This window comes from Nocardia xishanensis NBRC 101358, assembly GCF_001613365.1.
GTDB lineage: Bacteria > Actinomycetota > Actinomycetes > Mycobacteriales > Mycobacteriaceae > Nocardia > Nocardia xishanensis.
Genome location: NZ_BDCF01000047.1, coordinates 1 through 15,279, shown reverse-complemented (window position 1 = coordinate 15,279; position 15,279 = coordinate 1). Strand labels below are relative to the sequence as shown.

Annotated in this window: 14 protein-coding genes; 8 read left to right on the top strand and 6 right to left on the bottom strand. The window is 68.9% G+C overall.

From position 1 onward, the window contains the following. Positions 1–86: 86 nt before the first annotated feature. The 3 genes from NX1_RS27550 to NX1_RS27540 form a co-directional block, all read right to left on the bottom strand. Positions 87–1,490, bottom strand: coding sequence for a lipase family protein (locus NX1_RS27550; protein WP_068065380.1), 1,404 nt, complete (start codon positions 1,488–1,490; stop codon positions 87–89). 198 nt (positions 1,491–1,688) lie between these two features. Next, a complete protein-coding gene (locus tag NX1_RS27545; RefSeq protein ID WP_218024191.1) occupies positions 1,689–2,333 on the bottom strand; it encodes an NUDIX hydrolase in 645 nt (214 codons plus the stop codon). A gap of 172 nt (positions 2,334–2,505) precedes the next feature. After that, positions 2,506–3,729 carry an RtcB family protein gene (locus tag NX1_RS27540; protein ID WP_068065377.1) on the bottom strand — a complete coding sequence of 408 codons (1,224 nt, stop codon included), beginning with the start codon at positions 3,727–3,729 and terminating at the stop codon, positions 2,506–2,508. Between the two features lie 297 nt (positions 3,730–4,026). On the opposite strand from NX1_RS27540, the gene NX1_RS27535 reads away from it, so the two are divergent. After that, positions 4,027–5,196, top strand: coding sequence for a GNAT family N-acetyltransferase (locus NX1_RS27535; protein ID WP_068065374.1), 1,170 nt, complete (start codon positions 4,027–4,029; stop codon positions 5,194–5,196). Here NX1_RS27535 and NX1_RS27530 read toward each other — a convergent pair. The 3 genes from NX1_RS27530 to NX1_RS27520 all read right to left on the bottom strand — a co-directional run bounded on the left by NX1_RS27530 (position 5,154) and on the right by NX1_RS27520 (position 8,603). Continuing rightward, complete coding sequence (locus NX1_RS27530) at positions 5,154–6,254, bottom strand: amidohydrolase family protein (protein ID WP_068065371.1); 1,101 nt, start codon at positions 6,252–6,254, stop codon at positions 5,154–5,156. The genes NX1_RS27535 and NX1_RS27530 overlap by 43 nt on opposite strands. Further along, entirely contained in the window at positions 6,254–7,615 is a 1,362-nt protein-coding gene (locus tag NX1_RS27525) for a type I glutamate--ammonia ligase (RefSeq protein WP_084501806.1), read from the bottom strand. Before NX1_RS27525 ends, NX1_RS27530 begins: the two co-directional genes overlap by 1 nt. A 109-nt stretch (positions 7,616–7,724) precedes the next feature. Next, positions 7,725–8,603 (bottom strand): ribokinase, encoded by an 879-nt coding sequence (locus NX1_RS27520; RefSeq protein WP_068065368.1) that lies wholly within the window; start codon positions 8,601–8,603, stop codon positions 7,725–7,727. A gap of 117 nt (positions 8,604–8,720) precedes the next feature. Between NX1_RS27520 and NX1_RS27515 the strand changes: the two genes are divergently transcribed. From NX1_RS27515 to NX1_RS27485, 7 genes are all read left to right on the top strand, one after another. After that, the gene (locus tag NX1_RS27515) at positions 8,721–9,986 is read left to right on the top strand and encodes a glutamate-5-semialdehyde dehydrogenase (protein WP_068065364.1); all 1,266 of its coding nucleotides are present in this window, start codon (positions 8,721–8,723) and stop codon (positions 9,984–9,986) included. A gap of 65 nt (positions 9,987–10,051) precedes the next feature. Beyond that, on the top strand, positions 10,052–10,927 hold the full coding sequence (locus NX1_RS27510) for an AAA family ATPase (protein ID WP_068065360.1): 876 nt from the start codon (positions 10,052–10,054) through the stop codon (positions 10,925–10,927). 3 nt (positions 10,928–10,930) lie between these two features. Continuing rightward, positions 10,931–12,358, top strand: a complete 1,428-nt coding sequence (locus tag NX1_RS27505) for a vWA domain-containing protein (RefSeq protein ID WP_068065357.1) — start codon at positions 10,931–10,933, stop codon at positions 12,356–12,358. 1 nt (position 12,359) lies between these two features. Next, complete coding sequence (locus NX1_RS27500) at positions 12,360–12,698, top strand: MmcQ/YjbR family DNA-binding protein (RefSeq protein ID WP_068065354.1); 339 nt, start codon at positions 12,360–12,362, stop codon at positions 12,696–12,698. Between the two features lie 62 nt (positions 12,699–12,760). Then, positions 12,761–13,639 (top strand): ATP-binding protein, encoded by an 879-nt coding sequence (locus NX1_RS27495; RefSeq protein WP_157120117.1) that lies wholly within the window; start codon positions 12,761–12,763, stop codon positions 13,637–13,639. A gap of 101 nt (positions 13,640–13,740) precedes the next feature. Further along, a complete protein-coding gene (locus tag NX1_RS27490; protein ID WP_068065348.1) occupies positions 13,741–14,412 on the top strand; it encodes a hypothetical protein in 672 nt (223 codons plus the stop codon). A gap of 165 nt (positions 14,413–14,577) precedes the next feature. Continuing rightward, on the top strand, positions 14,578–15,279 hold a 702-nt coding region (locus NX1_RS27485), incomplete at its 3' end, for an ATP-binding protein (RefSeq protein WP_169812298.1).

Genomic DNA, 15,279 nt, shown 5'->3' with positions numbered 1-15,279 from the left:
TTCGACGTGCCGTGCGGCGCACCGTGGAGTCACCTGCATTTGCTGACCGGAAGTGGCAGGTGTCCAACGGAATCTGCGCGATGCGGTCACCGGTGTCCGAGGATCGCGGCCAGCAGCCCGCCGGTGTAATCGGGTCCGAGCGTGCTCAACGCGGCTGGTGTGGTCGGGGTCGACACCGTCTGGACATCGCAACCGTTGGGCGGGAAGCCCGCGTCGGCGACTCGGTCCTTCAGCCAGGCAAAGGCGGCGGGCGCGCCGAGACCCCATTCGAAGGTGTGCGCGGAGACCACCGAGGCGATGACATCACGCCGGTAGGTCACGGAAGTTCCTGCGGCGCAATATCCATCGACGAACTGATCAGCGGACGCGATGGTGCTCAATTCGTCGTCGACGGCGTTGTAGACATACAGCGGTGCGGTGGGGGCGGTGTCGCCGAGAGCTCGTTCGGCGAGCACGCGCTGCGTGAGCGGCGCGCTCATGACCTGCTGCAACGGCTCGGTCAACAGGGTGTCGAAGTCCCGGAACGCGAAGCTGACCAGGTTCTGCGGTGTGCAGCTCGCCGCCGCTGCCGCGAGCAGCTGTTGGCCTTCCTCGGTGACGATGCCATCGAGCATCGCCGCGAATTCGGGCGAGTCCTGCCGCAACGCTGCCACGCCGACGGCGACCAAACCTGCCACCGGAGAACCGTTTCCGTTCATGATCGCGGCGGCGAAATCCGGAACAGGCGCACCGATCGCCATCCCCGCGACATTCAGTTCCGGTGCGTAGCTCGGCTGCACCTGCGCCGCCCACGTCGTGGCGATTCCGCCGCCGGAGTATCCCCAGAACAGGGCGGGGGTGTCCGCTCCGATCGGACCGAGCGGGGCGAAGTTCTCCGCGGCTCGAACCCCGTCGAGCGCAACGTATCCCGGCTCCCGTGGCGTCAGGAAGCGATTCTCGACGCCACCGAGGTCCGGCACCGACACCGCCCACCCCTGGGCCAAGCCGGCCGCGATCATCGCTGTTTCGCTGGCTGTCGTCGACAGTGTGATCGGCCCGCCGCTACCTCCGAACTCGAACCACGGCGCGCCGGTCCGCAGAACCTGCGAGGGCATGCAATTCGGCGCGACGGCGTCGATCATGCTGTCGTAGGACAGGATCGCGGTCGCGGGCCCGCCGTGATCCGCCATCAGGATCGTGGTCACCGCGGCATACGGATCACCGTTCGAATCGGTTGTCCGATAGAGCAACTGCCAAGCGCGAACCCGCATCGGAATCAGCTGGAGCGCGGCAGGCGTGATCGGCCTCGACCGCAGGACGGTGCCCGGCTCGGTCGACTCGTAACCGGGAGGAGGCAGATAGAACGCATCGCTGGTGTTCGGTATCGCCGCTGCCGGCGCGGCAAGCCCGACCAGAACCGCACACGTCGCGGAGACGGTGAGAACGAGCGCCGCCATCCGCGTCCGCCACTCCCGCACAAGGCCGCCCCGCCCAGTCGCCGCTGTCTGCATCTGCCGACTATAGAACGCGTTCTAATTCTTGTTCGCGTTATCGCCCGACGTACACCTTCGCCGCGCCGACGCCCCCGGCCCGCACTGCCTCCGGGGCCGGCACCGCTTCCTGGGTCCGTACCAGGCCGCCTGAGCCGCCGCCCCGGTAGTTGAACACCGACGAGCGCCGATGCGACACGGCTGCGCAGTCAGCGTCGGCTATCGACTACCTTCCTCATGAACTTCTCCAGCCGGCATTCGCAAATCTCCGGTCAGCAGGGAGTATCTGCGGAAGGCATCAATGCTGTCGGGAACAAAAGGCCTCTGCCGCATGGCATCCCGCAACCTCGACTCCGGTATCCAGTCATGCCAGGCGATCTCGGATGGATCCGGAAGAACATCCTGGTCGATGACAGTCTCGTGCAGGCCCAGCCAATACGGCGCGATTGCACCGTGGCACAGAAACTTGAACAGAAACCGCGTTCGCCCTCGCACTCCGAGCTCCTCGACCAGTTCACGGCTGGCCGCGTCCAGATATGACTCGCCCACGGCCACCGCGCCACCGATCAGCCAGTTGTATTGCCCGGGAAACAGCGAATCGGTCTCCGCTCGCCGATGCACGAGGATTCGACTCGCGCTATCGCGACACACAACCGTCGCTACCCGGTGCAACCACCGCTCTTGAATCGCCCTGCCCCGGTCGACGACACCGAGAATTCGATCGTGCTCGTCGACCCGTTCCACCAACTCGCCCATGAAGCCCACAATGGCAGCGAAGCTGACGCAGGGTGTCGTGCTGTGCGGGTCGGTCGCCAGCCGGGGACGAGAACTCACCACTGCGAGATGCACCTGCCCCGCGATCATGGTGCCCGTGGACGAGCCCGGAGCGGCCCGCCGTCGCTGGTTTCCGCCCCGCAATTCGCGGCCCACCGCGCCGGGACATCCTCCGGCTGCTTGAGGGGCCGTCTCCAGCCGACGACCCTGTCGGCCTTGCTGGCGAACCCGGCCGGACCTCGGGGTCCGGCCGGGGTGGAACTCAGCCCTTGACGCAGAGGACCTGGCGCAGCGTCGCCACCACGTCGACCAAATCGCTCTGGGCAGCGATTACTTCGTCGATGTCCTTGTAGGCGGCGGGGATCTCGTCCACCACGCCTGCGTCCTTGCGGGACTCGACGCCCTCGGTTTGGGCGATCAGGTCGGCGACGGTGAACTGCCGCTTGGCGGCGTTGCGGCTCATGCGCCGTCCCGCGCCGTGCGACGCGGACTGGAACGAGTCGGGATTCCCCTTGCCTCGCACGACATACGAGCGCGTACCCATGGAGCCCGGGATCAGCGCCAGATCGCCCTCGCCGGCGCGGACGGCGCCCTTGCGGGTGACGAGCATCGGCATGCCGTCGATGATCTCCTCCGCCACATAGTTGTGGTGGCAGGAGATCGGTGTTTCGAAACGCACCTCGCGACCGGCGAATTCGTCACGCACCGCACGACAGACCAGAGCCAGCATCACCGCGCGGTTGCGCGCGGCGTACTCCTGCGCCCAGGTCAGGTCGTGCCGGTAGGCGTCCATTTCCGTTGTGCCGGAGAGGAAGACGGCCAGATCCCGGTCGGGCAGGTCCACGTTGTGCGGCAGCGAACGGGCGACGGTCATATGCCGCTCGGCGAGTTCCTTGCCGATATTGCGGCTACCGGAATGCAACAGGATCCATACGGTGTCGTCCTGATCCAGGCAGACTTCGATGAAGTGATTGCCTCCGCCCAAGGTGCCCATCTGCTTGTGCGCCTTCGACTCTCGCGCGCCGACACCCTTGTCGAGAGTGGTGAACGACCCCCAGAACCGGTCCCAGCCCGACCGCAAGGCGGCGGTGCCCGTGCCGAAGGCCGAAGCCTCGGCGCCGATCTTGCCGACGTTGACCGGGTCGTCGTGCGCGTGGAAACCCACCGGCACGGCGGCCTCGATCCGAGACCGCAGCGAATGTAGGTTGTCGGGCAGGTCGGCGGCCGTCAGATTCGTCCGGACGCTCTCCATGCCGCACCCGATGTCGACGCCGACGGCCGCGGGCGCCACCGCGTTCTTCATCGCGATGACCGACCCGACCGTCGCCCCTTTGCCCAGGTGCACGTCCGGCATCACGCGCACCCCGTGCACCCACTCGAGTTGCGCGATGTTTCGCAGCTGCCGCAGCGCGGCAGGCTCGATATCGTGCTCGTTGGCCCACATCAGCGTCTGCGCCCTGGTACCGCGCAGCTCGACGGGAAACATCGGTCTACCTTCTTTCTCTTTCGATGATTCCACGGTAAAGACTGGTTGACCGCTGCGCACTCGATTAAAACGCGCCGTCACCGGGCCTCGGCGCACCGCACGGTGCCGCCCGCCCGGCGCGTTCCGGCGACCCGCCGGGGCGTCTCGGGGCAAGTCGTTGTCCCCGATTCGGCGCCCGACCTACGCTGAACGGAGGATGCCGTTCGGGCGTAGGGGGATGATCTGTTCGGAAAGCTGCGACGCCTTTATCGGCGCTATGCGAATACCTTCAACGTCCTGCTGACGCTGATCGTCCTGGTGTCCTGGCTACTCGGACCGGTCCTGCTCAACATTCTGACCCTCGGCCAGTCGTACATCATCTCGATCGCGGTCGTGCTGCTCATGCTGTCGTCGATCCAGGATTATCTGAACGACCTGATCGGACCGGAGAGCATCAGCGTCGCCCCGGGCCAGTCCGCGCACAATCAGGCCATCATGCGGCTGCTGCTGAATCAGAAAGTGCAGAACGTCCGCATGATCGAATACGACAGCGAATCGGTCAAAGCGCTGATCTTCTTCTTCCTGGACAAAGGCGCGAATGTGCACGTCCTGCTCCAGCACCCGGATTCCGCTGTCAACGAGAGCCAGCGCAGGCGCTTGATCTTCCAAATCGTGACGAAGCACGAGGAGTACGCCGGATACGAGGACCGGATCACCTTCTCCTATTACCGCGACACGGCCTCGGTGCGCGGCAGGCAGGTGGACGACACGCTCATCTCGCTCGGCTGGTACACCTACGACCGCAGGTCGGGCATCACGGGCCGCCAGGTATGGGGCCACAACAATCCCGCGGTGCTCACCGATCAGAAAAGCGCCGAGGGTAGGGTGCTCGTCCAGTTCTACGATTCTCTGTTCGGAAACCTGCTGGCGAATTCGGAACCGTGGGAGGAAGTTGTGTCGCGATACGAGCTCTACATTCGCAGCAGCGACGGGAGCGGTTCGGCGCGCCAGCTGCGTTTCGAGGTCGAGCTGGGCCGGGTCGACGACCGGTATCACCTGCCCAACGGCGTCACGCTCGTCACGTCCGGCAGCGGCGATCTGGCGACCATCTCCCGATCCGAACTGCTGCCCGTCCTGAGTTCGGCGTTCGACGATCGCCGGTGGGACGTGGCGGCGATCTCGGATGGCGTGCTCGATCCCGCGACGTGCCGCCTGGCGATCAGCGCGCGAAGCAGCGCCGACGATCGGCTGGTCGGATTCGTCTCGGTGCATTCCACCGGGAACCCGGAGGTCGCCAAGTTGCACTGGCTCGCGGTGGACACGGGGTGGCGCGGCCATGGCATCGGCAACGCCTTGGTGCGGGCCGCGTGCGGGTGCGCGATCTCGCAGGGCTACACCCGAATGACGTTGCGCACCGAGGATTTTCGTGTCGCGGCGGTCGCGCTCTACCGCGGCTTGGGCTTCCGCGAGGTGCCGGAGAACGGGTAGTCCCTCGCGGCGTTGCCGTGGGCGAGGGTGGAGACGAGATTCTCGGCGTCGGCGGTGGTGATGACGTCGTCGGCCAGCCATTCGTCGAGCAGCTTGCCGAGGGCGTCGCGCCACAGCGCGGCGCCGAGGTAGTGCAGTTCCGGGAGTCCGTAGCCGTCGGAGGAGTAGAGCACCGAGCGGAACGGTGCGAGTTCGAGCGCTTCGGCCAGCAGCGTGCGTGCGCCGCGACCGACGTGCGGGATGGCGAGCCCAAGATCCATCCGGACGTGCTCGAAGACGTGCGCGAGGTAGGCGGCATTGCGGTGGAACGGCCAGCAGTGCAACAAGACGACCGTGAGACCGGTGTGCGCGGTCGCGCGCAGGAAGTCGGTGAGCAGCAGCGGGTCGGCGTGCTGGAGGCGCAGGTCGGGGTCGCCGAAGCCGGTGTGGATCTGGAGCGGCAGGCCGAGTTCCGCGCAGAGCCGCGCGCCGAGTCCGACGAGCCAGCCGAGCGTGGCCGGATCGCTGAGCCGGTGTTCGGGCGCGAGCGTGGGCGGCGGCGTATCGGTCAGCGGGAAGTCGAGGCCGGTCCGGTAGGCCACGACCGTCTTGAGGCCCGCCGCGCCCGCGGCCCGTTCGCGGACCGCGGCTTCGATGCGGTCGAAGGCCTTCGCGGTGCCGCCCACCTCGGCGACGACCTGTTCGGCGACCTGTTCGAGCCGCACGATCTCGCCGGTCTCCCCACCGGCCAGCTCGCCGAACTCGGTAAGGCCGGTGAGCCCGTCGGGCAGGCCGGTGTCTACCAGCCAGCGGGCCGTGCCCGCCGCGCCGAGCAGTCGCGCGGTCACCTCGCGCCAGCCGAGATCGGCGCGGCGCGCCAGGTACGCGTCGGCCCCGGTGTGCGGCGGCAGGTCCAGCACCGGCGCGCACCAGCGCCGGACGGCGAGCCCGAGCGCCGAGTCGAACGAACCGCGCCTGCCCTCGCCGAGCAGAGCCTCGAAGCCGGGACGGTCCAGATCGGCTGCCGTGACGCCGTGGCAGTGGTGATCGGTGAGGGTGACGTCCCCGGTGAGCGTCATCAGAACCGCCAGAGCGTGAACGCGACGAGTTCTTCGGGTCTGGCGCCGCGGTAGCGTTCGGACTCGGCCCGCCGCACGGTGACCAGCGCGTCGTGCAGTTCGGGCCCCATGGCGTCGGCGAGCACGGTGGACGCGGCGAGATGCGCGGCCGCCTCCGCGGCATCGGCCGGGAGTCTGCGCACCTGATACCGGCGTGCGAAAGTCGCTGGGTCACCAGTGATTTCCTTGGGCAGGGCCAAGCCCTCCGCGATGCCGGCGAGTCCGGCGGCGATCACGGACCCGACGATGAGATACGGATTGCCCGTCCCGTCGAAGCATTTGACCTCGGCATTGGCGGCCCAGCGCTCGGTTCCCTGCACGCCGGTGACGAAACGGATTGCCGCCTCGCGTGTTTCGCGTCCCCAGCACTGCCAGATCCCCGCCCATCGGGAGGGTTGCAGCCGCAGGAAGCTGGCCGGGTTCCCCGCGCCGACCGCGACCAGCGCGGGCAGTTCGCGCAGCACGCCGGCGAGGAACGCCGCGCCCGCCTCCTTCATGCCGTAGGGCCCCGGTCCGTCGGCGAACAGCGAGCCGCTCTCGTCGTGCGCCGAAAGATGCAGGTGCGCACCGGAACCCGCACCGCCGGGTATCAGGCAGGGTGCGAACGTCGCGCGCCAGCCGTACTTCCCGCTGAGGTCACGGATGGTGTGCCGCAGCAGCACCGCCGCGTCGGCCGCGGCGACCGGATCGCTGGGCGCGATGGAGATCTCCAGCTGTGACGCCGCGTATTCCGGGTGGAACTGTTCGACCCTGAGGCCCTGCCGAATCAACAGGCTCACCAATTCGCGGGCGTATTCCGCCACTTGGCCGAGCCTGATCATGCCGTAGGCGGGACCGTTGATGGCGGGCGTGAAGCCGATCGGGTCCTCGGTTCGGCCCAGCGCCCACTCGGTTTCGAAGGCCATCGAAAGCCGCAAGCCCGCCCGCCGCGCCGCCTCGACCTGCCGCGTCGCGAAACCGCGCTGGCAGGCCGCGAACCGTGTGCCGTCCTGGGTGTACTTGTCGGCGGGCGCCCATGCCCAGCCGTGCTGGCCGGCGAGTTCGGTGAGCGCGCCGAGGTCGGGCACGAGCCGCAGGTCCCCGTCGGGTCCGCCGAGATAGCGGCCCACCGTCATCAGATCGTCGAAACCGAAGGTCTCGAAACACGGCGAGACGCCGACGCCGAAGCGCGCCGCATGCGCCAGACGTGCGGCGGGGACCGTCTTCACCCGGGTGATCCCTGCGTTGTCGACGAAGGACAGCGCGATCATCTCGGCGTCGATGTGATCGATCGGCGCCGCCGCGTCCCCGTCGGCCGGAATGCGCTCGGGCATGGTGGGCATGAATCCCAACGATAGGCGCTGCGCGGCGCGGTGGCGGGACAACGCGGGTGGACGCGCCGGGGCTCGACGGGGCCGCCGACGCGGTTCCGGGAACGGCGGGCAGGTCCGGCTAGTTCGCGTGCTCGCGCAGCAGGGCCTCGATGCGCTCCCGGTCCGGAATCGCACTGCTGGCGCCGAGCCGTGTGGTGGCGAGAGCGCCTGCGGCACAGGCCCATTCGAGAGCGGCGCGCGGTCCGCGATGCCAGGCGGCGGCCAGCGCGCCGGTGAATGCGTCACCCGCGCCGGTGGTGTCGACCACGTCGATCGAAACGCCGGGAACGGACAGTTCCGCACCGTCCGGACCGCGATAGGTCGCACCGGCCGATCCCCGGGTGACCACCAAGTGGCGGACGGCGTGCAGCGCGCCGCCGAGCTGGGCGGCCTCACCCGAATTCACCACCGCCACATCGACGTCGTCCCACACTTCGGACGGAAGACGTTGCGCGGGTGAAGGATTGAGCATCACGACGGTGTCTTTCGCACGTGCGTGACTGGCGGCCGCGGCGACGGTCGGCACCGGAATCTCCAACTGGCACAGCAGGACATCGGACGCGCCGATCAACGCGAGGTCGTCGGCGGTCAGCTCGGTCAGCGCCGTGTTCGCCCCGCCGACCACGATGATGCTGTTCTCGCCCGTGCCGTCGACCACGATGGCGGCGATCCCGCTGGGACCGGGCAGCGTGCGCAGCCGGTCGGTTCCGACGCCCGATTCGGTGAGCACCCGGCGCAGGTCGCCCGCGAACACGTCGGACCCGACCGCTCCGAGGAAAGCCACCGTGCCGCCCGACCGCCGCGCCGCGATCGCCTGATTCGAGCCCTTGCCGCCGGGCACCATGGCGAAACCGCTGCCGAGCACCGTCTCCCCGGGTGCGGGCCGTCGCCGGGTGGTGGTGACGAGATCCATGTTGATGCTGCCGAGCACGGCGATCACGGGGGCGTCAGCGGTCATACCGCCGGACGGTAGTCCGCGGTCGGCACGCCCGCACGCAACCGAACGCCGCGCCCGCGCGCCGGGCCGCTCGTGCAGGTGGAAAGGGCCGCCGACCCGGTGCGTAGGCTGTTAGCCATGACGGTAGGAACGACGACCGAGCTCGATGTCCGCGAGGCGGTACACGACGCCGCGCGAAAGGCCCGCGTCGCGTCCAGGTCGCTGGCCCAGCTGACCACCGCGCAGAAGAACGAGGCGCTGCACGCCGCGGCGGACGCGCTGCTCGCCGCGGCCGACACGGTGCTCGCGGCCAATGACAAGGACATCGCGACCGCCGAGGTCGCTGGCACCGAGGCCTCGCTGCTCGATCGGCTGCGGCTGACCAAGGCCCGCATCGATGGCATCGCGTCCGGTTTGCGTCAGGTCGCCGGTCTTCCGGATCCGGTCGGCGACGTGGTGCGCGGCTCGACGCTGCCCAATGGCCTCGAGGTTCGTCAGGTGCGGGTGCCGCTCGGTGTGGTCGGCATGGTCTACGAGGCGCGTCCGAACGTCACGGTCGACGCTTTCGGTCTCGCGCTGAAGTCGGGCAACGCCGCACTGCTTCGCGGCTCCTCCTCGGCCGCCGAGTCCAACTCCGCCTTGGTCGACGTACTGCGCAAAGCGCTGACGGCACAGGGCATCCCGGCCGACGCGGTGCAGCTGCTGCCCAGCCACGACCGCTCCAGCGTCACCCATCTGATCCAGGCGCGCGGCCTGGTCGACGTGGTGATCCCGCGCGGCGGCGCCGGGCTGATCGACGCGGTGGTGCGCGACGCCACCGTGCCGACCATCGAGACCGGCACCGGCAACTGCCACGTCTACGTGCACGCGGCCGCGGATCTGGAGATGGCCGAGCAGATACTGATCAACGCCAAGACCCGCCGTCCGAGCGTTTGCAACGCGGCCGAGACGGTCCTCATCGACAAGGCCATCGCCGACACCGCGCTGCCCAAGCTCACCGCGGCACTGGAGCGGCACGGCGTCACCATCCACGGCGACCTGCCCGGCCAGGTGCCCGCTACCGACGCCGACTGGGGCGAGGAGTACCTCACCCTGGACATCGCGCTCAAGATCGTCGACGACCTGGATGCCGCGGTCGAGCACATCAACACCTGGGGCACCGGCCACACCGAGGCCATCGTCACCGGCGAGTCGGCGGCGGCGCGGGAGTTCACCAGCCGGGTCGACGCCGCGGCGGTCATGGTCAACGCGTCCACCGCGTTCACCGACGGCGAGCAGTTCGGTTTCGGCGCCGAGATCGGCATCTCGACCCAGAAGCTGCACGCGCGCGGCCCGATGGCGCTGCCTGAGCTGACGTCCACCAAGTGGATCGTCTGGGGCGACGGGCAGACCCGCCCGGCGTAGTCCGCCGCCGCGCGGGCGTTTTTCGGAGGCGACAGCCTCCCGCTTCACGAAGGAAGGACTGACCAGTGGCCGATGCACCGCAAGAGCCGATCTTCACCTCGGTCGATGACGTGATCGAGCGGCTCGCCACCACCGGCTATCTGGCCGACAAGGCCACCGCCACCTCGGTGTTCCTCGCCGACCGGCTGGGCAAGCCGCTGCTCATCGAGGGTCCGGCCGGTGTCGGCAAGACCGAGCTGGCCCGCGCCGTCGCGCAGACCGCGGGCGCGGAACTGGTGCGCTTGCAGTGCTACGAAGGTGTCGACGAGGCCCGGGCGCTGTACGAGTGGAACCACGCCAAGCAGATCCTGCGCATCCAGGCCTCCAGCGAAAACGATTGGCAGGAAACCAAGGCCGACGTCTTCACCGAGGAGTTCCTGCTCTCCCGTCCGCTGCTCACCGCGATCCGCCGCACCGACCCGACGGTGCTGCTGATCGACGAGACCGACAAGGCCGACGTCGAAATCGAGGGCCTGCTGCTGGAGGTGCTCAGCGATTTCGCCGTCACTGTCCCGGAACTGGGCACCATCACCGCCAGCCGCAAGCCGTTCGTGGTGCTGACCTCCAACGCCACCAGGGAGCTGTCGGAGGCGCTCAAGCGCCGCTGCCTGTACCTGCACCTGGACTTCCCGGACGAGGAGCTGGAGCGTCGCATCCTGGCCAGCCGGGTCCCCGAGCTGTCCGCCGCGGTGTCCGCCCAGCTGGTGCGCATCGTGCACGTGCTGCGCGGCATGCAGTTGAAGAAGCTGCCCTCGGTCGCCGAATCGATCGACTGGGGCCGCACCCTGCTGGCGCTCGGTCTGAAGGACCTGGACGACTCCACCGTGCGAGCCACCCTCGGCGTGGTGCTCAAGCATCAGAGCGATCACCAGCGCGCGCTGGCCGAGCTGAAGCTGGCCTGAGCCATGGTCACGGGATCTGGCCCGGCGGAGACGGTGTCGCTGGACGCCCCGCACGGGCTGCCCGGTCATCTCGTCGGCTTCGTCGAGGCGCTGCGGGCGCGCGGCATTCCGGTCGGTCCGTCGGAGACCGTCGACGCGGGCCGGGTGATGACCGTGCTGGATCTGCTGGACCGCGAGGTGCTGCGCGAGGGCTTGGCCTGCGCGCTGCTGCGTCGCACCACTCACCGCGCCACTTTCGACGGACTGTTCGACCTGTGGTTCCCGGTCGCCGTCGGGCAGCGCGGCACAACCGCGGACGAGGTGGAGATTCCGCGCACGCCCGCCGGTGAGGTGGACATTCGGGCGTTGCGCGAACTCCTCGCCGAACTGCTCGCGATGGACGATCCTGGGCGGCAGCTCGAACAGCTGGTCGGTCAGCTTGTCGAACAACTCGGCCAGTATCAGTCCGCGCGCGGCCCGTCGTTCTCGGCGTATCAGGCGCTCAAGGAGGTCCAGCCGCAGACGCTGCTCGCCAAGATCCTGGCCGGGCTGGCCGTCGGGCCGGACACCAGTCCGTTCGACGCCGAGGTCGCTCGCCGGGCGGCGCGGCAGCGCATCGCGGGCTTCCGCACCGCCGTGGAGGCCGAGACCCGCAGGCGGGTTGCCGAACGCATCGGCCGCGAGCGGGTCGCGAGCTACGGCGTCGCGCGGCAGGCCGAGGACGTGGATTTCTTGCGCGCCTCCGAACGCGAGCTTGCCGAGCTGCGGCGCAGCAGCCAGCGGCTGGCCCGGATCCTGGCCTCGCGTCTTGCCGTGCGGCGCAAGCATGCTCGGCGCGGCGAGATCGATCTGCGGCGCACGCTGCGCAAGTCCATGTCGACCGGCGGCGTGCCGATCGACCTGGTGAACCGCAAGCCGCATCCGGGGCGGCCGGAACTGGTCCTGCTGTGCGACGTCTCCGGATCGGTGGCCGGTTTCAGCAATTTCACCCTGTTGCTGGTGAGCGCGTTGCGCGAACAATTCTCGCGGGTACGGATTTTCGCGTTCGTCGACAACACCGACGAGGTGACCCGGTTCTTCGACCCGAACACCCAGCTCGACGAGGCGATGGCCAAGATCTTCGCCGAGTCCGGCGTCGTCGGCTTCGACGGCCATTCCGACTACGGCGGCGCGCTGACTGCGTTCGCTCGGGAATTCCCCGACGCCGTCACCAGCCGCAGCTCGCTGCTGATCCTCGGTGATGCCCGCACGAATTACCGTGACCCGCAGCTGGATACGCTGCGCGCCCTGGTCGGGGTCGCCAAGCACGCGCACTGGCTCAACCCGGAGCCGCGAACCCAATGGGGTTCGGGCGATTCCGCCGCCGATCGCTACCGCGAGGTGATCGAGATGCACGAATGCCGTTCGGCCAGACAGCTCACCGACGTGGTCTCCCGGCTGCTGCCGATCTGACATGGACGGCGCGCAGCTGCTGGCGTACTGCCTCGCCAAGCCGGGCGCTTGGCAGGACGAACCGTGGGAAGGCGACGTGGTCGCCAAGGTCGGCGACAAGATCTTCGCGTTCCTCGGCGGCGATTCGGTCGGCCTGAAGTGCGGTCGAAACCGGGACGAGGCAGATGAACTCGTGCATATCTACCCGGACGACGTCACCGCGTCGGCCTACATCGGCCGCTACGGATGGAACAGCATCCGGGTCGGCGGCGCGGTAGCGCCCGACGAGCTACGCGAGCTCGTCGACCAGTCCTACGACGCGATCCTGAGCAAACTGCCGAAGTCCAAGCGCCCCAAGTAGTCCCGGGCGACGATCAGGATTCGTTAAGCGTTTCTTTGGCGGCCCCGATCACGATCCCCCGCATGGGGAACGGAGCGCCGGAAGGCGTCGAGGCGGGGTGCGTCGGGCAGACCGGCGATGGGGAAGGGGACCAACGGGGCGAGGATGCCGAGCGGTTGGCTGGGCTGGCCGCGGCACGATTGCTCGACGCCCCCGGTGCGGCGGAGGAGTATCTGCGTAAGGCGCTGGCGCTCGGCGCTGGGGCGTTGCCCGCCGAAACGCTCGCGCGGTGGCATTCGCAGCTGGTGATGGTGCTGGCGGGTCGCCCGGGGCGGGAACTGGAACTGGCGGAGACGGCCCTGCACGCCGCCGCGCGGTGGGGCGGAGTGTCCGACGCGGACGCGGTGCATCTGACCTTGGTCGCCGCCCGCGCGCTGCATCGGGCGGGGCGGCACGCCGAGGCCGTCGAGCTCTTCGGGCCACCACTCGCCGCGGGCGCCGCGCCCTATCCCGCAGGCGAAATGGCCGTTCTGCGTGGGCAATTCGGCAAATCGCTGCGGCTCACCGGCAAGTATCGCGAAGCGGGCGAGCAATTCCTGGAAGGCGCACGGCTGATCGGCGCAGATCGCTCGCGCGTCGAGCTTCGAGCCGAGCTGCTCTGGTCGGCCGCCTCCGCGTTGGATGCCGGCGGCGCGGAGGACCAGGCGCGGCCCGCGTATCTGCGCGCCGCCCAGCTGTGGGGCGAACTCGGCCGCATCGGACCGCGCTCGCGCTGCCTGCGTTCGGCGGCCTGGCTGCGGTACTGGTCCGCGGACACGGAGTCGGAACGGGAGGGCGGAATCGCCGCCCTCGGCGAGGTGCTCGCCGAACTCGAGGCGCTGGCGCAGCGCGAGCCCTCGGCGCAGGTGACCCTCGAACTCGAATACACGCGTAACCAGCTCGCGGACATGCGCGAGCGCTGACGGCGTTCTTCAGCCGATGCTCAGCGGTTCTTTGGCGGCGTGCCGGACCGTAGCGGCAGACACCGGGAAAACCTCGGTGCGTCGCGAATTCGGAGACCGGAATGAAGATCTACGCCGCCGCCGTCGTGGTGGCGATGGCCGGGCTGCTCACCACCCGCGCGGCCGCCGTCGAGCCGGACGCCGTGGCGGCCCCGCCGAGCGGCGTGGCGCACGCCGGGATCTCGGAGCTCGTCACCGGGCCCGGATACGTCCTCGATGTCCCGCAGGTCGCGGGCGGCGATCCCGCCGCGGCGGCGTTCAACGCGGGAATGCATGCGGCGGCGCGCTTTTGGATCGACCAAGTGGACGCGCGGACCACTCTCGCGCCGGGCCCCGGCCAGATCACCTCTCTCGGGCCGCGAGTGCTGAGCGGGCTGCTGTCGGTCTCGGTCGATACCGGCGGCGCGACCGTCGTCCTGCGCACGAGTCACGTGACCGACGTGCGAACCGGCCGCACACTCACCCTCGCCGACCTGTTCACCGATCTTCCCCGTGGCCTGGACGCCCTCGCCACCCGAGCCGCCGGCCTCCTCCCGCCGCGGTCCGGCCTTCCGGCCAGCGTGCTCGAGCCCGCCGAGCACAACTACCGCGTCTGGCTGGCGACCCCGGCGGGCCTGCAGATCCACTTCGGCGCCTCGGCCGAGGACCCCGCCGGCGACATCGTGGTCACCGTCCCGTGGTACCAGCTGGACGCGGTCCTCGCGCCGGGAACGCGCGCGGTGGTCGGCGGCTAGCTATTTCTTCGCACCGATCGCTCCTGGTCCTTCTTCGACATGCGGAGAATTGACTGATTATCCGAACGAATATCCGAGGCTTTCACGTCGCGGAAATGGCTGCGCCCGAAGGTAATCCATCGATTACTCTGACCGCTACGACTGACGTCGCCGGGGAGAATTCGCATGGATGGGGAAGACGACAGGTTTCATCGCGTCACTGTCGGCGGGAGCGTCGCGGGCCAGGTTGTCGTCGGCGAGCGCAACGTCGTGATCAACGCGCAAGGGTCACAGGTTTTCGTCCGCAACGGATCGCCGCCAGACGTGCGGCGGCGGACGCGACCGATGGGAATGCCGATCCCGCGGGCACGCGCCGACATGATCGGCAGGTTGCGCGAATTGCGGTTCGTCGCCGAATCGCTGGATCAGGGTGTGCCGGTGGAGATTTCGGGTCCGCCTGGGGTCGGGAAAACGACGGTGCTTCGCCGGTTCGCGGCGGACCGCGCTCGCGGCGGGCATCCCGTCGTCTATCTCTCGGCGGCCGGACTCGCGGTCGAGGACTTGATTCAATCGCTGTTCCAGGCCTGTTACGACGCCGCCGACTACCGGCCGGAGCCGACGGTGCTGCGCCGGTTGATGGGATCCATCCGCGCGCTCGTCGTGATCGACGATTTCGGTGGTTCCGCCACCGATCTGGACAGCGTGCTCGACCTGGTGCCAAAGGGTGATCTGATCGTCGCGACGGCGACGAGAATGCTGTGGGGGCAAGGCCGTTCGCTGGAATTGCAAGGCCTGCCGGAACCGCAGGCGATGGCGCTGCTCACGCGCGTGGTCGGCCGCGGTCTCGGCCACTCGGACGCGGCGCTGCGGCTGTGCCGCGCGGCCCGC